Annotated in this window: 16 protein-coding genes; 9 read left to right on the forward strand and 7 right to left on the reverse strand. The window is 72.1% G+C overall.

The genetic code is table 11. The annotated features are described in order from the left end of the window. The first annotated feature begins 7 nt into the window (after positions 1-7). From ACFY1H_RS12880 to ACFY1H_RS12895, 4 genes are read left to right on the forward strand one after another with little or no spacing between them, the layout of a single operon-like run. Positions 8-700 carry a maleylpyruvate isomerase family mycothiol-dependent enzyme gene (locus ACFY1H_RS12880; RefSeq protein WP_386946446.1) on the forward strand — a complete coding sequence of 231 codons (693 nt, stop codon included), beginning with the start codon at positions 8-10 and terminating at the stop codon, positions 698-700. Between the two features lie 56 nt (positions 701-756). Continuing rightward, the gene (locus ACFY1H_RS12885) at positions 757-1,308 is read left to right on the forward strand and encodes a hypothetical protein (RefSeq protein WP_386946447.1); all 552 of its coding nucleotides are present in this window, start codon (positions 757-759) and stop codon (positions 1,306-1,308) included. Between the two features lie 37 nt (positions 1,309-1,345). Continuing rightward, entirely contained in the window at positions 1,346-1,879 is a 534-nt protein-coding gene (locus ACFY1H_RS12890; RefSeq protein ID WP_366575679.1) for a hypothetical protein, read from the forward strand. Positions 1,880-1,938: 59 nt separating this feature from the next. Next, the gene (locus ACFY1H_RS12895; RefSeq protein WP_366575677.1) at positions 1,939-3,402 is read left to right on the forward strand and encodes an FAD-dependent oxidoreductase; all 1,464 of its coding nucleotides are present in this window, start codon (positions 1,939-1,941) and stop codon (positions 3,400-3,402) included. Positions 3,403-3,405: 3 nt separating this feature from the next. Here the strand turns inward: ACFY1H_RS12895 and ACFY1H_RS12900 are convergent, their stop codons facing one another. After that, positions 3,406-4,851, reverse strand: a complete 1,446-nt coding sequence (locus tag ACFY1H_RS12900; RefSeq protein WP_386946449.1) for an aldehyde dehydrogenase family protein — start codon at positions 4,849-4,851, stop codon at positions 3,406-3,408. Positions 4,852-4,924: 73 nt separating this feature from the next. Further along, complete coding sequence (locus tag ACFY1H_RS12905; RefSeq protein WP_366575674.1) at positions 4,925-5,959, reverse strand: zinc-dependent alcohol dehydrogenase family protein; 1,035 nt, start codon at positions 5,957-5,959, stop codon at positions 4,925-4,927. Positions 5,960-6,096: 137 nt separating this feature from the next. Between ACFY1H_RS12905 and ACFY1H_RS12910 the strand changes: the two genes are divergently transcribed. Next, the gene (locus ACFY1H_RS12910) at positions 6,097-6,708 is read left to right on the forward strand and encodes a rhomboid family intramembrane serine protease (RefSeq protein ID WP_366575672.1); all 612 of its coding nucleotides are present in this window, start codon (positions 6,097-6,099) and stop codon (positions 6,706-6,708) included. A 54-nt stretch (positions 6,709-6,762) separates the two neighbouring features. Here ACFY1H_RS12910 and ACFY1H_RS12915 read toward each other — a convergent pair whose 3' ends face one another. Continuing rightward, complete coding sequence (locus ACFY1H_RS12915) at positions 6,763-7,311, reverse strand: DinB family protein (RefSeq protein ID WP_366575670.1); 549 nt, start codon at positions 7,309-7,311, stop codon at positions 6,763-6,765. A gap of 142 nt (positions 7,312-7,453) precedes the next feature. On the opposite strand from ACFY1H_RS12915, the gene guaA reads away from it, so the two are divergent. Next, positions 7,454-9,010, forward strand: coding sequence for a glutamine-hydrolyzing GMP synthase (gene guaA / locus ACFY1H_RS12920; protein WP_366575668.1), 1,557 nt, complete (start codon positions 7,454-7,456; stop codon positions 9,008-9,010). A gap of 62 nt (positions 9,011-9,072) precedes the next feature. On the opposite strand, the gene ACFY1H_RS12925 is transcribed toward guaA, so the two are convergent. Both ACFY1H_RS12925 and ACFY1H_RS12930 read right to left on the reverse strand, forming a co-directional pair. Then, a complete protein-coding gene (locus tag ACFY1H_RS12925; RefSeq protein ID WP_364181835.1) occupies positions 9,073-9,285 on the reverse strand; it encodes a hypothetical protein in 213 nt (70 codons plus the stop codon). Further along, positions 9,278-10,585: a PspC domain-containing protein gene (locus ACFY1H_RS12930; protein WP_386946453.1), complete on the reverse strand. Its 1,308-nt coding sequence runs from the start codon at positions 10,583-10,585 to the stop codon at positions 9,278-9,280. The genes ACFY1H_RS12925 and ACFY1H_RS12930 overlap by 8 nt, the downstream gene beginning before the upstream one ends. A 125-nt stretch (positions 10,586-10,710) precedes the next feature. Between ACFY1H_RS12930 and ACFY1H_RS12935 the strand changes: the two genes are divergently transcribed. Together ACFY1H_RS12935 and ACFY1H_RS12940 are read left to right on the forward strand one after the other, a co-directional pair. Next, complete coding sequence (locus ACFY1H_RS12935; RefSeq protein ID WP_386946454.1) at positions 10,711-12,123, forward strand: PspC domain-containing protein; 1,413 nt, start codon at positions 10,711-10,713, stop codon at positions 12,121-12,123. 7 nt (positions 12,124-12,130) lie between these two features. Continuing rightward, positions 12,131-12,838, forward strand: a complete 708-nt coding sequence (locus ACFY1H_RS12940) for a response regulator transcription factor (RefSeq protein WP_255638645.1) — start codon at positions 12,131-12,133, stop codon at positions 12,836-12,838. Here ACFY1H_RS12940 and ACFY1H_RS12945 read toward each other — a convergent pair. Further along, entirely contained in the window at positions 12,835-13,755 is a 921-nt protein-coding gene (locus ACFY1H_RS12945; protein ID WP_386946456.1) for a DMT family transporter, read from the reverse strand. The genes ACFY1H_RS12940 and ACFY1H_RS12945 overlap by 4 nt on opposite strands. Before the next feature lie 105 nt (positions 13,756-13,860). On the opposite strand from ACFY1H_RS12945, the gene ACFY1H_RS12950 reads away from it, so the two are divergent. After that, the gene (locus ACFY1H_RS12950) at positions 13,861-14,763 is read left to right on the forward strand and encodes a LysR family transcriptional regulator (protein ID WP_366575660.1); all 903 of its coding nucleotides are present in this window, start codon (positions 13,861-13,863) and stop codon (positions 14,761-14,763) included. Positions 14,764-14,785: 22 nt separating this feature from the next. On the opposite strand, the gene ACFY1H_RS12955 is transcribed toward ACFY1H_RS12950, so the two are convergent. Next, complete coding sequence (locus ACFY1H_RS12955) at positions 14,786-15,916, reverse strand: serine/threonine-protein kinase (protein WP_386946458.1); 1,131 nt, start codon at positions 15,914-15,916, stop codon at positions 14,786-14,788. Positions 15,917-15,921: the final 5 nt, after the last annotated feature.

Genomic DNA, 15,921 nt, shown 5'->3' on the forward strand with positions numbered 1-15,921 from the left:
TCGCCGGGTGACGACAACGGCGTTGACCCGCGTGAAGGAACTGCAGGACGAGTGGGCCGTGGTCATCGGCTCCATCGACGAGACCGCGGTGCGCGCGCCGAGCGCGTTGCCCGGCTGGACGCGCGCGCACCTGCTCTCGCACCTGGCCCGCAACGCCGACGCCGTCGGCAACCTCCTGACCTGGGCGGCCACCGGTGTCGAGCACCCCATGTACGGCCCCGGCACCGCCCGCGACGACGACATCAACGCCGGCGCCACCCGCGGTGCCACCGAGATCCTCGCCGACGTCGTCACGTCGGGGGAGCGGCTCGTGGACCTGGCCGCTTCGCTGCCGGACCACGCGTGGACCGCGCCCGTCCGCGGCCGCGGCGGCCAGCCCATCACCGGCGCCGATGCCCTCACACTGCGCCTCGCGGAGACCACCATCCACCTCGTCGACCTCGACGCCGGCCACGACTTCACCAGCGCGTGCTCACTGCTGGGCGACTACGTCGACGACGTCGTGACCAACATGATCAACATGTACCTCGGCGACCTGCCTCCGATCCGCCTCACCGACGGCACCCACACGTGGACCATGGCCGACGGCTCCGCCGGCCTCGTCACGGGCACGCCCGGCGACCTCCTGGCGTGGCTCTCGGGCCGCGGCCCCGGCGCCGCGCTGGACGGCCCCGTGCCGGAGTTCAAGTCCCTGGTGTGAGGCGGTTTTTCCCGTTGTGCTTGGCTTTGCCGGGTACTGGGGAAGGGACGGCTTTCGTGCGCTGGTCTTCGGTTGCGGCTGTGCTGGCCGCGGTGGTGGTTTCGGGCTGCTCGGCGACCCCGCCTGCTCCCGCTCCTTCGCCGGCGTCGTCCTCGCCGGTGGACAACACCGCCAACCCCCGGGTGGGCGAGTTCTGCAGCGGCCCGTCGGCAGCTCTGCTGTCGCTGAAGAACACCGGCTTCAACGACATCCCGTACGCGGCGATGGTCGACGCCACCACCGCCGAGCGGCAGCAGGCCCAGCAGGACGCGCTCCAGAACCTGACCACCCTGGCGCAGGTGGTGAAGACCAACGCGGCCCACGTCGCGAGCGCCCCGCCGAGCTCTGCCCGCGACCGCCTGACCGGCGTGTACGCCCAGCTGCGGGACGATCTCACCCGGATCCAGCAGCGCGTCGCCCAGCTGTCGCCCTCCGCCGCCGCGACGTTCGGCCCCCAGCTCCAGACCGACGCCGGCCAGGTCCACACCTCCTTCGAAGCGGCGCGCCAGGTCTTCGCCGCGGAACCCGCGACGGGCCGCTTCCTGCGCGACTACGCGGTCTGCTCCTAGAAAGGCTCGGCTCGTGCGGCGGTTCTCACTCCTCGTTGTGTCGGTCGCGTTGACGGTCTCGGGCTGCGCGGCTGCCCCGCCGGCCGCTCCCGCCCCGTCGAAGCCGGCGGCTCCGACCCTGTCCCCGGCCGAAGAGCTGGCCTCACACTGGGTGGGCGCTTTCTGCAGCGGGCTCCGGGATTCGCGGACGGCGCTGCGGAACCTCGGCGCCCAAGCGGTCAACACCCACGGTGATCCCGCTCAACGTCAGCAGGACCAGCAGACCGCCGCGCGGCTCACGGCGGCCATGGTCCAGATCGTGCACGACAACGAGGCGAAGGTCGCCGCCGCCCCGGCGAGCCCTGCGCGCGACCGGCTGTCCGCGACCTACGGCAAGCTCGAAGCCGCACTCACCCAGGCCCAACGGCACGCGGACCAGCTGTCGGCCACCGACAGCAGCACCTTCGGCGACGCCGTCGAGGCGATCAGCACCGAGGTCGAAGCGGCACTGCAAACCGCCAGGGCGACCCTCGCGAAGGACCCGGCCACCAAGCGGTTCATGGCTCAAGCCGGGACCTGCTTGCTGAGCTGACCGACACTCGCTCGGGCGATCCGATGAACCACCCCGCTGTCCGGAACGTCTGATCAAACATGACTGTCGGGAGAAGGACGTTGCTGCGGGCCGCCGGGCTCGCCACCCTCGGTGCGGTGGCCGCCGCGTGTGCGCCGGGCTCGGCGCCGACCGGGCAGCCACCGGCGACGGCCACGCCGACCAAGACGACACCGGTGCCGCCGACGTCGACGAAGCCGTCCGGGCCGCCGGATTGGAACGCGTTGAGGAGCAAGCTCAGCGGCGACCTCCTGCTGCCCACCGACAGCGGCTTCGCCACGGCCAAGCGGGGCTTCAACCCGCTCTTCGACGGCCACACCCCGGCCGCCGTGGCGAAGGTGCGCAAGCCCGAAGACGTGCAGGCCTGCTTCGAAGCCGCCGCGCAACGGCTGCCGATCGCCGCCCGCAGCGGGGGACACAGCTACGCCGGTTACTCGGTGCCCGACGGCGGCCTGATCGTCGACGTCGGCGGCATGTCGAGCGTCCAGGTCCAGGGCGACCAGGTCGTGATCGGCGCCGGGGCAAGGCTGGGCGACGTCTACGCGGCGCTCGCCAAGGCCGGCCGCTGCCTGCCCGCCGGCTCGTGCCCGACGGTCGGCATCGCCGGGCTCACGCTCGGCGGCGGCATCGGCGTCGTGGCGCGCAAGTACGGCCTCACCTGCGACCACCTCGTCTCCGCCCAGGTCGTGACCCCCGACGGCAAGCTGCGCACCGCCAGCGCGGACTCCGAGCCCGACCTGTTCTGGGCGCTGCGCGGCGGCGGGGGCGGCAACTTCGGCATCGTCACGTCGTTCACCTTCCGCACCGATCCCGCACCCGGGATCACGGTGTTCTCGCTGCACTTCCCGGGCGGCTCGGCCGGCGACGTGCTCGACGCGTGGCAGCAGTGGCTCCCGACGACGCCGCCCGAGCTCTGGTCGAACCTCGTCGTGTCCGGCGGCTCTCCGGTGGCGTGCCGGGTCGGCGGCGCGTTCGTCGGCGGCACCGCCGAGCTCAACTCCCTGCTGGGCAAGCTCAACGCGGCACCGTCCAGCCGCACGATGAAGAGCCTCAGCTACGGCGGCGCCATGAACTACTTCTCCGGCAGCTCCGCGCGCCAGACGTTCGTGGCCTCGTCGCGGATCATCACCGACCCGGTGGCGGGCGCGAAGGTGAGCGACCTCGCCGCCGGCCACAAGGGCATGGACCTGCTCATCGACGGCCTCGGCGGCGCGGTCGCCGACGTCGCCCCGGCCGACACCGCGTTCCCGCACCGCAAGGCGCTGGCCAGCATCCAGGTCTACGCGCCGGCCACCACGGGCAATCACACGAGCGTCGCCAAGTCGGTGTCCACTGTGGTCAGCGGTCTCGCCGACGCGGGCGCGGGCGGCGGCTACGTCAACTACGTCGACCCCGCCATGCCCGACTGGAAAACCGCGTACTACGGCGACAACGCCGCCCGGCTCGACCAGGTCGCGAAGACCTACGACCCGGACGGCGTCCTCAAGTTCGCGCAGTCCGCTTGAGCCCTACAGATCCACCCCGGTGAACACCGTCACCCGCTCCTCGGTGAGGTCGTTCATCGCCGCCAGCACACCCTCACGTCCGACGCCCGAACCCTTCACGCCGCCGTACGGCATCTGGTCCGCGCGGTACGACGGCACGTCGCCGATGATCACGCCGCCCACCTCCAGCTCGGCCGACGCGTGGAACGCCAGCTGCACGTCGGAGGTGAACACGCCGGTCTGCAGCCCGTAGGCGGAGTCGTTGACGGCAGCGAAGGCCTGGTCGACACCGTCCACAACGGACACCGCCAGCACCGGCCCGAAGACCTCCTCCGACCACACGCGCGCTTCCGGCGGCACGTCCGTGAGCAGCGTCGGCGCGACCTGCGTGCCCTCGCGCGTGCCGCCCGTGAGCACCTTCGCGCCGGCCGCCACGGCCTCCTCGACCCACGCGATGATCCGCTCGGCCGCGGCCTCGTCGACGACCGGGCCGACGTCGGTGTTGCGGTCGTACGGGTCACCCGTCTGCTGGGCCTCCACGGCCTCCACCAGCGCGGGCACGATTTCCTCGGCCACCGCCGCGTCGACGATCACGCGCTGCACCGAGATGCACGACTGCCCGGCCTGGTAGTTGCCGAACGTCGCGATGCGCTGCGCTGCGCCCTCGGGGTCGGGCCAATCGCGCAGGACCACGGCCGCCGCGTTGCCGCCGAGCTCCAGCACCACGTGCTTGCGCGGCGCCGCGTCGGCGATCGACCAGCCGACGGGGCCGGAGCCGGTGAACGACACCACGGGCAGCCGCGGGTCGGCCACCAGCGCCTGCGTCGCCTCGTTTCCCAACGGCAGCACGGAAAACGCGCCGGCCGGCAGATCCGTCTCAGCCAGGATCTCGCCGAGGATGAGCGCTGACAACGGCGTGCGCGGCGCCGGCTTCACGATGATCGGCGCGCCGACCGCCAACGCCGGCGCGACCTTGTGCGCCACCAGGTTCAGCGGGAAGTTGAACGGCGAGATCCCCAGCACCGGCCCGCGCGGCACCCGCCGCGTGAGCGCCAGGCGCGCGTCGCCCGACGGGTCGGCGTCGAGCCGCTGCACGTCACCGCTGAACCGGCGGGCCTCCTCGGACGCGATGCGGAACACCGAAACCGCGCGATTGACCTCGGCTTCCGCCCACTTGAGCGGCTTGCCGTTCTCCGCGGTGATCACCTCGGCGATCTCCTCGGCCCGCATCCGCAACCCGCGCGAGACGTGCTCCAGTGCCGCCGCGCGCTCGTGCGCGGGGGAGCGGCGGAACTCCCGCGCGACCCCCGCGGCGGCCGCCACGGCGCGCTCCACCTGCTCCGCGCCGGGCACCGCCACGGTCGCCACTTCGCTGCCGTCGACCGGGTGCCGCACGACGAGGGTCTCGGCGCACTGCTCCGCCCGTCCGGCGACCCACGCGGGCCGCGGCTCCGGGGTGATCATGTCCATGCGTACCAAGGTATGGGGGCGCGGTGCGCGCCGCGTGAACCCCCACCCTTACGGGGCTCACGCGGCGCGTCGCTCACGGCTTGATGAGCACCTTCAGCGCCTCGCGGTCGGCCATCGCCTGGTACCCCGCCGGCACGTCGGACAGGCCGATCGTGCGGTCGAAGACCCGGCCCGGCTGGTAGCGGCCCTCGAGCACGTCGGGCAGCAGCTCCGGGATGTAGTGCCGCGCCGGGGCGACGCCGCCGGTGATGGTGACGTTGCGCATGAACACCGAGCGCCCGATCGGGCCCTCCGGGTACTGCGGCACGCCGACCCGGCTCAGCGCGCCGCCCGCGCGCACCACGCCCAGGCCCATCTCGAACGCCGGCTTCGTGCCCACGCACTCCAGCACGGTGTGCGTGCCGTGGCCACCGGTCAGCTCGCGCACCCGCGCGATGCCCTCCTCGCCGCGCTCGGCCACCACGTCGGTCGCACCGAACTCACGGCCGAGGTTCGTGCGGTCCTCGTGGCGGCCCATGAGCACGATGTGCTCGGCACCGAGGCGCTTCGCGGCCAGCACGGCGGACAGGCCCACCGCGCCGTCGCCGATCACGGTCACCGTCTTGCCCGCCGTGACGCCCGCGGTCACGGCCGCGTGGTGCCCGGTGGAGAACACGTCCGACAGCGTGAGCATCGAGGCGAGCAGGTCCTCGTCCTCGGTGTGCGGGAGCTTGACGAGAGTGCCGTCGGCCTGCGGCACGCGCACGGCCTCGCCCTGGCCTCCGTCGACGCCGTCGGCGCCCCACCCGCCGCCGTGCAGGCACGACGTCTGCAGCCCTTCGCGGCAGAACTCGCAGGTGTTGTCCGACCACACGAACGGCGCCACGACCAGGTCGCCCTTGCGCACGCTCGTCACGTCGGCACCGGTCTCCTCCACGATGCCGAGGAACTCGTGGCCGATCGGGCGGCCGTTCTCCTGCGCGGCCATGCCGCCGTACGGCCACAGGTCGCTGCCGCAGATGCAGGAGCGCAAGACGCGGACCACGGCATCCGTCGCCTGGGCCACCTTCGGGTCGGCCACCGTCTCCACTCGGACGTCGCCGGCGCCGTAGATGAGTGTCGCTCGCATAAAGATCCTTTCCGGGTTTTCGCGTCTCACCTGTTCCGAGTCATCCGGGCCGGGATTCATTCCTCATGACGCATGCCCCGGCCCGGTCGTGACAAATGTCCGGGGTGCTCGCACGGGGCTCTCCCTACGTTCAGAGCATGACCAACCGGACCTCGGAACGCTGGCACAGCAACCCGTTCGTGGCCGTCTTCGACCGGATCGGCCCGCGCCGGGCACCCGTCCTCACGGGCGCGGTGTTCCTCGTCACGGCGGCGGCGCTCGTCGCTCAGCTCGCGGCGGCGGGGCTGCTCGAGCACGTCCGGCGCGACGGCGCGGCGATCGACGCCGGGCAGTGGTGGCGCTTGCTCACCGGCATGTTCTTCCAGGACGGCGGACTCGTCGGCGGCGTCTTCAACCTGGTGGTCCTGGCGATCTTCGGCACGCTGGCGGAAAGCTACTTCGGCCGCGTGCGCACGTTCGTCCTGTACTTCGGGTGTGGGCTGTTCGGCCAGTTCATGAGCTACGTCTGGCTGCAGCCCGTGGGCGCGGGCAACTCGATGTGCGTCGCGGGGCTCATCGGCGCGCTGGCCGTGGCGCTGCTGCGGGCGCCGGCGCGCCACGGCGTGCACCTGCCGACGCAGGTGCTCGTGGTGCCGATCCTCGTGGCACCGCTCGCGATCGTCGACACGCTCGTGCACGACAACCACGGCCTGCCCGCGTTGCTCGGCATGGTGCTGGGGTTCGCGCTCCTGCCAAAGGTGCGCGCCTAGCCCGGGGGTGCTGGGGGTACGACGGCCCGGTCGGGGGACCGGGCCGTCGTCGTGTCAGCGGTTGCGGTAGAGATCCCGCAGCAGCAGCACTTCCGCGCAGTGGTGGATGGTCTCGCGGTTGATGTGCAGCACGAGCGCGGCCATCGGGTACTCGGCGAACGGACCCTCGGCCTTGCCCACCGGACGCGCGAGCGCTTCGGCGTCGAGCCCCCGCACGCCCTTGATCCAGTTGTCGTACGCGGAGTCGAGCTGGTCGAGCGCCTCGGCCGCGGTGCCGGCGTAGGGGAAGGTCTCGTAGCTCATCGCCGGCCCGCCGAAGTGCGACGCGGCGCGCATGCCGAGCACCCCGACGATGATGTGCGACAGGCGCCACGAGATCGTCGTGACGGGCGGCGGCACCGGCTCCGGGTAGGCGAAGTCGACGGTGAAGTCCCCGGCTCCGGGCCCGTCCGGCTTCTCCGCACGCGGGCGCACGGTCCAGCAGTTCGGCACGGGCTGCCAGAAGTACTCGTCGTCCGTGAGCCCTTCCAGGCGCGAGCGCACGTGGTGCTGCCAGTGCCAGTCGAGCTGGTCGTGCAGTTCAGTGGTCCATGCGACAGTCATGGGGGAACCGTAAGACGCTTCGCGGACAGCTGCGGTCCTCATTCGGGGCCGGGTGACGGGGCGAGTTGCGGGGTGCGGGCGGCGTGACCCAGCCCACCTGGGACGATGGAGGCAAAAGCGCTCATTCGCCTGGAGGTCGTAGGTGGCCAATCCCACCGGTCCGGTACTTGTCGTCGACTTCGGGGCGCAGTACGCGCAGCTGATCGCCCGCCGCGTGCGCGAGGCACAGGTGTACTCCGAGGTCGTGCCGTCGAGCTCGACCGCCGAGGACCTTCTGGCCAAGAACCCGTCGGCGATCATCCTGTCGGGTGGCCCGTCGAGCGTCTACGCCGAGGGCGCTCCCGGCATGGACCCGAAGCTGGTCGAGGCGGGCGTGCCGATCCTCGGCATCTGCTACGGCCACCAGCTGCTCGCCCGCGCGCTCGGCGGTGTCGTCGAGCCGACCGGCGTGCGCGAGTTCGGCCGCACCGACGTGCGCGTGGTCGGCGAAGGCGGCCGGCTGCACGCCGGGCTGCCCGGCCACCAGACGGCGTGGATGAGCCACAACGACAGCGTCACCAAGGCGCCCGAGGGCTCCGTCGTCACCGCCAGTTCCGACGGCGCGGCCGTGGCCGGCTTCGAGGACGTGGACCGCGGCTTCGCCGGCGTGCAGTACCACCCGGAGGTGGCGCACTCGCCCCACGGGCAGGAGGTGCTGCGCCGGTTCCTGACCGAGATCGCGGGCATCAAGGCGCAGTGGACCACATCGTCCATTGTGGACGAACAGGTCACGCGCATCGCCGAGCAGATCGGTGACGGGCGGGCGATCTGCGGCCTGTCCGGCGGCGTCGACTCGGCCGTCGCGGCGGCGCTGGTGCAGCGCGCGATCGGCGAGCGGCTCACGTGTGTGTTCGTGGACCACGGACTGCTGCGCGCGGGCGAGCGCACGCAGGTGGAGCAGGACTTCGTGGCAGCCACGGGCGTGAAGCTCGTGACCATCGACGCGCGCGAACGGTTCCTCGGTGCGCTCGCCGGCGTGACCGACCCGGAGGAGAAGCGCAAGATCATCGGCCGCGAGTTCATCCGCGTGTTCGAGCAGGCCGAGCGCGACCTGAAGGCGCAGGGCGACTACAAGTTCCTCGTGCAGGGCACGCTCTACCCCGACGTCGTCGAGTCCGGCGGCGGCGAGGGCACCGCGAACATCAAGAGCCACCACAACGTCGGCGGCCTGCCCGACGACCTGCAGTTCGAGCTCGTCGAGCCGCTGCGCCTGCTGTTCAAGGACGAGGTGCGCCGCGTGGGCCTCGAGCTGGGGCTGCCGGAGACGATCGTGCAGCGCCAGCCATTCCCCGGCCCGGGCCTGGGCATCCGCATCATCGGCGAGGTCACGGCCGACCGGCTCGAGACGCTGCGGGCGGCCGACGCCATCGCGCGCGAGGAGCTCACGTCCGCGGGCCTGGACCAGGAGATCTGGCAGTGCCCGGTGGTGCTGCTGGCCGACGTCCGCAGCGTCGGCGTGCAGGGCGACGGCCGTACCTACGGCCACCCCATCGTGCTGCGCCCGGTGTCGTCCGAGGACGCCATGACCGCCGACTGGACGCGGCTGCCGTACGAGGTGCTGGAACGCATCTCCACGCGCATCACCAACGAGGTGCCGGAGGTCAACCGCGTCGTCCTCGACGTGACGAGCAAGCCGCCGGGCACCATCGAGTGGGAATGACCTGAACGCGAAGGGCCCCGTCGGGATTCGACGGGGCCCTTCGCGTTGAGTGGTGCCGGGTGTCAGTACCGCTTGCGCCGCAAGGAAGCCGCCAGCAGCAGCACTCCGATGAACACCGCGCCGCCCGCGACGACCCAGCGGAAGTCGAAGGTGGGCAGCCAGCTGGCGCCGTCGGAGAGCACGTAACCCGAGACCAGCAGGGTCGCGAGGCCGACGATCAGGGTGATCACGTCCACGCCACGGCGGCGGGTCGGGATGTTCGAGTTGTCAGCCACGGAGCACCTCCACGCTGCCGGCACCGTTGGTCACGTTCAGGGTGATCTTCTGCCCGCCCACACCGTCGTCGCCGAAGTCGGTGCCGGTGAGCGCGGGCCGGCCCACGCCGCTCGTGGAGCGGTCGAGGCAGTCGACGTCGCCGGCGGAGTTCTTGCAGGTGTAGGTGACGTCGGCCGTCGACGGCACGGTGATCCGGGTGTCGCCGGCGCCGTTGCTGACCGAGGTGGCGATCGGGTCGCCGGCCGGCAGCTGCGTCAGGTCGAGGTCGATGTCGCCCGCCGCGTGCTGGTACACCGGCTGCAGCTCGGACACCGAGTGCGGGGTCGCGTTGAGGTCGCCGACACCGCCGCGCAGGTCGATGCTGTTGAACGCGCTGGTCGTCATGATCATGCCGACGATCGCGAGCGGCAGCGCCAGTGCGATGAGCCCGCGGGAGCCGCGGACGAACGCGCCGGCCACCATGCCGATACCGAGCACGCCGAGCACCAGGCCGATGATGTGGTGCACCGAGAACCAGTCGACGCCGTTGAGGTTCAGGGCCGCGCCCACGCCGGCCACGACCACGGCCGCCGCCATCGTCACCGAACCGATCTTCGACCGCGGCTGCCGCGGCTGCGGGGTGGGGTCGTTCGACTCGTAGTGGTAGGGGTTCTCCGGCGGCGTCGGGCCCGCCGGGTCCGGCAGGTCCCAGCCCGCCGGATCGGCGGCCAGCGGGTCCCAGCCGGGAGCGGCGGCGCCCATGGGCTCCGTCGTGGTGTCCGTCATCGTGAAGGCTCCGGTTCCGGGCACGGCCTGGGCCGTCTCGTACGCGGGGTACGCGACGACCGGCGCCGGGCGGTTGTCCTGCCCGCGGCTGCGGTGCAGGAGGTAGAGGCTTGCCGAGAGCAGCGCGAACCCGATGAGGCCACCGCCGTCGAACCAGCCGTTGCCGAAGGTCCACCCCACCGCCGGGATCAACGCCAGCGTCAGGACCACGGCGAACGCCTTCGACATCGTCGAGCGCCCGCGGCCGATCATCGCCTCGAAGCCCGAGGTCTCGTCGCCCTCGCTCGGGAACAGCAGCCAGCCGAGCAGGTAGAACACCAGCCCGAAGCCGCCGAACACCATCGCCGCGACCAGCGCCACCCGGATCACGACCGGGTCGATGCCGTACCGGTTCCCCAGCCCCGCCGCGACCCCCGCGACCTTGCGTCCCGCGTGCGGCCGGCGTGGCCGGCTCACCCAGAAATCCTTCACCGTCTCCTCGAAGCCGTTGAAAGGATTCGACTTCGGGCTCGGCGCCTCGTTCGCACCACTCATAGGCCAAAGCATGCGCGGCCCGCGGCGGCGCCACATCGGGGACGTTCCCTGAGGTTTCCCCTGAGTGCCGCCGGTGTCCGGGTCGTGATCAGGGGCTTCCCCGATGTCAGAACCGCTCGCGGCGTGTGACGATGGACGGCGTGCAGGACTTCCTCGACCTCGGCGCCGCCGGGCAGGTGAGCGACCCGGCCCGGGGGCCGGTGCCGCCTGCCGTCATGACGGCCACCGCGGCTTCGCCGACCCCGACGACTTCCGGGAGTTCCGAGGTCGGCGAGCGGGCCGGGCGGCCGAAGATGTACCGGCGCCGCAGCGGGCGGGCCGTGGCCGGTGTCGCAGGCGGGCTCGCGGACCACCTCGGGGTGCCCGTGGTGTGGGTGCGCACGGCGTTCGCGCTGCTTGCGGCCCTCAACGGCGCCGGCTTGCTCGCGTACGGGCTGCTCTGGGTGTTCGTGCCGCAGCAGGCCGAGGACACCGCCGAGGTCGACAGCAAGAAGCTGACGAAGGAACGTCAGCAGGCGTTCGGGCTCATCGCGCTCGGTATCGGCCTCGCGATCGCGAGCGGCACGCTCAGCGGCACCATCCGCGGCTGGGTCGCGGTGCCGCTGGCCATCGCCATGCTCGGCGCGGCCGTGGTCTGGCGGGAGGCCGACGAATCGCAACGCCGGCGCTGGCGCACGGGGGCGCGCGACGGCGTCACGGGCGCGTTCGTGGGTGGCGGCGGCCGTAGCGCGGCGATCATCCGGATCCTCGCCGGCGTCGCGTTGGTGGCCACCGGCATCGGGGTCGTGGTCTTCCGCAGCGGCAGCTTCGACCAGGTCAAGTTCGCCCTCATCGCCGTGCTCGCCACGCTGGTGGGCGTGGCCGTGCTGACGATCCCGTTCTGGCTGCGCCTGGTCCGCGACCTCGGCGACGAGCGCCGTGCCCGCATCCGCACCGACGAGCGCGCCGAGATCGCCGCGCACCTGCACGACTCTGTGCTGCAGACGCTCGCGTTGATCCAGCGCCAGTCCGACCAGCCGCACGAGGTCGCGCGGCTGGCGCGGGGCCAGGAGCGCGAGCTGCGCGGCTGGCTCTACGGCCCCGGCGGCTACGGCAAGCCGAGCGACAAGAAGTCGAAGGAACAGGAAGAGGGCGCCGTCCCGCTGTCCGAGGCACTCGGCGCCGCGTGCGGCGAGGTCGAGGACACCTTCGCGATCTCCGTCAGCCAGGTCGTGGTCGGCGACGTCGAACTCAACGAACCCCTCACCGCCCTCGTCCAGGCGGCCCGCGAGGCGCTGGTCAACGCGGCCAAGCACGCCGGCGTCGACGAGGTCAGCGTGTACGCCGAGGTGGAGCCCACCGAGGTCACCGTCTTCATCCGCGACCGCGGCAAGGGCTTCGACCCCGACGTGGTCCCGGCCGACCGCCACGGCCTCGCCGACTCGATCCGCGGCCGCATGGAACGCCACGGCGGCACGTGCAAGCTGCGCACCGCGCCGGGCGAGGGCACCGAAGTCCAGCTGGCCATGCCGCTCAAAGCGGCCAAGGGCGCGGCGTGACGTCGCTATGCTCAGGCTGGGCGACAACGAGCGAGGGAGCAGCACGGTGACGGAGACCCAGCGCGAGCCGGTCAAGGTGTTCCTCGTGGACGACCACGCGCTCTTCCGCGCCGGGGTCCGCACGGAGCTCGACTCGATCACCGACGAGGTCCAGGTGGTCGGCGAGGCCGGTTCGGTGGCCGACGCCGTCGCCGGCATCGCGCGCACCAAGCCGCAGGTCGTGCTGCTCGACGTGCACATGCCCGACGGCGGTGGCGCCGAGGTGCTGCGCCGCGTGCGCCCGGAGTTGCCCGACGTCGTTTTCCTCGCGCTGTCGGTTTCCGACGCCGCCGAGGACGTGATCGCCGTGATCCGCGGCGGCGCGCGCGGCTACGTCACCAAGACCATCTCGTCGAAGGAACTCGTGCGCGCCATCGTCCGCGTGGCCGACGGCGACGCCGTGTTCTCCCCGCGCCTGGCCGGCTTCGTGCTCGACGCGTTCGCCGACCGTCCCGGCTCGGCCCCCATCAACGACCCCGAGCTTGACCTGCTCACCCCGCGCGAGCGCGACGTCCTGCGCCTGCTCGCGCGCGGCTACGCGTACAAGGAGATCGCGTCGGAGCTGTTCATCTCGGTCAAGACGGTGGAGACGCACGTGTCGAGCGTCCTGCGCAAGACCCAGCTGTCGAACCGCTACGAGCTCTCCCGCTGGGCGTCGGACCGCCGGCTCGTCTAGGCGGCGGGCTCCGCAGCCACCAGCGGCGCCGGGGCCTCGGTCTTCTTCCTCCGCTGCACCCGCGTGAGTGCGACGCCGCCCAGCACCACGACCATGCCCGCGATCACGCGGAAGCTCAGCTGCTCGTGCAGGAAGATCGCGCCCAGGGCCACCGACACGATCGGCAGCAGGTAGCCGACCACCGAAGCCGCGACGGCGCCTTCGCTGGCCAGCAGCTGGTAGTTGAGGGCGAACGCGATCCCGGTCCCGCCGATGCCGAGGATCACCACGGCGAACGCGGCCAGCGGTGTCAGGTGGATCGGCGACAGCCCCCCGAACGGCATCACCAGCACGAGGAACCCGGCGGCGATCATCATCTGCCCGCCCGACAGCGCGTAGGGCGAGTCGCCGGTGTCCGAGAGGTAGCGGCCCTCGTAGACGAACGCGAAGCCGTAGCTCGCCGCCGCCGCGAGGCAGGCCAGCGCGCCCCAGCTCAGCAGACCCGACGCTTCCCAGGGCGCGAAGATCAGCAGGATCCCGGCCAGGCCGACCACGAGCCCGGTCGCGCGCATCGCCGTCATCCGGTGCCGGACGCCGAGGAACGGCGCCACCACGAGCACCCACAGCGGTGTCGTCGAGTTCAGCACGCCCGTGATGCCGGAGTCCACAGTGGTCTCACCGATCGCGAAAAGCAGGAACGGCAACGCGTTGTGGAAGAACGCGGCCACGGTGAGGTGACGCCACGTGCGCTTGTCCGTCGGCAGCCGCCGGCGCCCGAGCCGGCACAGCGCCACGAGCACCACGGCGCCGAGCACCAGGCGCGCCAGCACCAGCTGCACCGGCGAGAACGCCGCGAGCCCCAGCTTGATCCAGAAGAAGCTCGAACCCCACATCAGTGCCAGCGCGGCAATCCTGAGCAGGGTCTTCGTCTCGCCCACCCCAGTTCCTCCTTCTCGGCCGAAGTCCAGCCTGACTCCGCCCAGACGTAAGGACAAGCGAATATAACTGCAGGAACGCTTAAGCTCAGCTGTAGAATTCGGCGCATGCTCGACGTGCGGCGAATGCAGGTGCTGCGCGCGGTGATCACCAGCGGGTCGATCACCGCCGCGGCGCGGAACCTCGGGTACACCCCGTCGGCGATCAGCCAGCAGCTTTCGGTCCTCGAACGCGAGGCCGGCACCGAGCTGCTCGAACGCGTCGGCCGCGGCATCCGCGCCACGCCCGCGGGCGTGCTGCTGTCGGAGCACGCGGAGACGCTGAGTGCGGAGCTGGCGCGCGCCGAAGCCGCGTTGACCGAGCTCAAGGAGGGCCGCACCGGCAAGCTGGCCATCCGCTACTTCGCCACGGCCGGCGCGTCGGTGATCCCGCACGCCGTGGCCGCCGTCCGCCGCGAGCACCCCGGCGTGTGGCTCGACCTCAAGCTCGTCGACCCCGACGACCCGATGCCCGAGGTGGAGGAGGGCCGCGCCGACGTCGCGATCGTCGTCTTCCCGCGGCCCGCGCCGCCGGCGAAGGGGATCGAGCTCGTGCACCTGCTCGACGACCCGTACCGCGCGGTGCTGCCGCGCGCGCACCCGTTGGCGCGCAAGCGCGTGCTCGACCTGACCGACCTCGCCGACGAGCCGTGGGTGGGCGTGGACCCGATGCCCGGGATGTGCCGCGCGATCCTCGACGGCGCCTGCGCGTCGGCCGGGTTCGCGCCCAACATCGTGGTCGAGTCGGAGGACTACCTCACGGCGCAGGGCTTCATCGCGGCCGGGCTCGGCGTGGGGCTGGTGCCGGAGCTCGGTGTCGGCACACCGCACCCGGGTGTGGTCGTGCGGCGGATCCGCAACCCCGAGCCGTGCCGGATCATCCAGGCCGCCATCGCCGCGCGGGCCGTGGGGAACCCGGCTGTCCGGACGCTGATCGACGCGATGCGTGAGGCGACGGCGAAGGTCGCCTGACGGCTTTTACGACGCAGACGACTCAGACGAAGAACAGCTCGGAAACGCCGATCCCGATCAGCACCGCGCACAGGATCGCGGCCACGGTGAGGATCAGCTTCCGGCGCGCGGCCGCCTTCTGCCGCACCTCGGCGGCTGCCGCCGCCTGCTGAGCCGCCGACGGCACGAACCGCGCGGACGGCTGCTGCACAGGCTGCTGCTGGGGCGGGATCTGCTGCGTGGGCTGGGCGACCATCGGCGGCTGCATGGGCTGCGGCGCGGCCGGCGCGTAGGGCACCTGCTGCACCGGCATCTGCATCAACGGTCCCGGCTGGCCCTGCTGCGGCGGAGGCAACGGCCGCGACGCGGGCATGGTCGGCATCGCGGGCGCCGTCGGCGGGATGAACGCGGTCTGCTCGCGGCCTTCGGTGATGGCGCTGAGCGCGGCCACCGTGTCGGCCATCGTCGGGCGGGCCGTCGGGTCCATCCGCAGCATCTTGCGCAACGCGCCGGCGAGCACGCCGGCGTTCTGCGGTGGCCGCTCGGACGCCTCGCCGTCCTCACCGAACGGCGGCACGCCCTCCACGGCCGTGTACAGCGTGGCGCCGAGCGAGAACACGTCGGCGGCCGGCGAGGCCGGGGCACCGCGGGTGACCTCGGGCGCGCGGTAGGCCGGGTGCGCCCCGCCGCCGGTGATGCCGATGTCGGTGAGCTTGACGCCGCCGTCGTCGGCCAGCAGCACCGTGCCGGGTTCGAGCGTGCGGTGCACGATGCCGGCCGCGTGGATCGCCGCCATCGCGTCGCCCAGCATGATCCCGAGCGACGCCGCCTGCTCGGGCGTGAGCCGCCCGTGCTCGGCGAGGAACGACGCCATCCCGCGCGACGGGATGTACTCCATCACCAGCCAGACGTCGGGTCCGTCGGGCAGCACGTCGTACACGGTGATCGCGCTCGCGTGGTCCACGCGCGCCGCGTCCTTGCCCTCCTGCATCACCGCGGCGCGCGCCTGCTCGGCACGGTCCGGCGGCAGGCCGACGGGCAGGTACATGCGCTTCATCGCGACCGTGCGGAACAGCCGCGTGTCGAACGCCTGCCACACGATGCCCGCGCGGCCGCGGCCGATCGGCTGGTCGAGCCGGTACCGGCCGCCGACGATGGTGCCTTCTGAACTCAAATCTG

The sequence above is a fragment of the Amycolatopsis sp. NPDC001319 genome (assembly GCF_042896185.1).
In the GTDB taxonomy this organism is placed as follows: domain Bacteria; phylum Actinomycetota; class Actinomycetes; order Mycobacteriales; family Pseudonocardiaceae; genus Amycolatopsis.

Bases quoted from the DNA above. Each gene is read 5' to 3' on its own strand.
- ACFY1H_RS12895 (WP_366575677.1), top strand. From the start codon at position 1,939: ATGACTGTCGGGAGAAGGACGTTGCTGCGGGCCGCCGGGCTCGCCACC.
- ACFY1H_RS12900 (WP_386946449.1), bottom strand. From the start codon at position 4,851: ATGGACATGATCACCCCGGAGCCGCGGCCCGCGTGGGTCGCCGGACGG.
- ACFY1H_RS12905 (WP_366575674.1), bottom strand. From the start codon at position 5,959: ATGCGAGCGACACTCATCTACGGCGCCGGCGACGTCCGAGTGGAGACG.
- ACFY1H_RS12910 (WP_366575672.1), top strand. From the start codon at position 6,097: ATGACCAACCGGACCTCGGAACGCTGGCACAGCAACCCGTTCGTGGCC.
- ACFY1H_RS12915 (WP_366575670.1), bottom strand. From the start codon at position 7,311: ATGACTGTCGCATGGACCACTGAACTGCACGACCAGCTCGACTGGCAC.
- ACFY1H_RS12930 (WP_386946453.1), bottom strand. From the start codon at position 10,585: ATGAGTGGTGCGAACGAGGCGCCGAGCCCGAAGTCGAATCCTTTCAAC.
- ACFY1H_RS12940 (WP_255638645.1), top strand. From the start codon at position 12,131: ATGCTCAGGCTGGGCGACAACGAGCGAGGGAGCAGCACGGTGACGGAG.
- ACFY1H_RS12950 (WP_366575660.1), top strand. From the start codon at position 13,861: ATGCTCGACGTGCGGCGAATGCAGGTGCTGCGCGCGGTGATCACCAGC.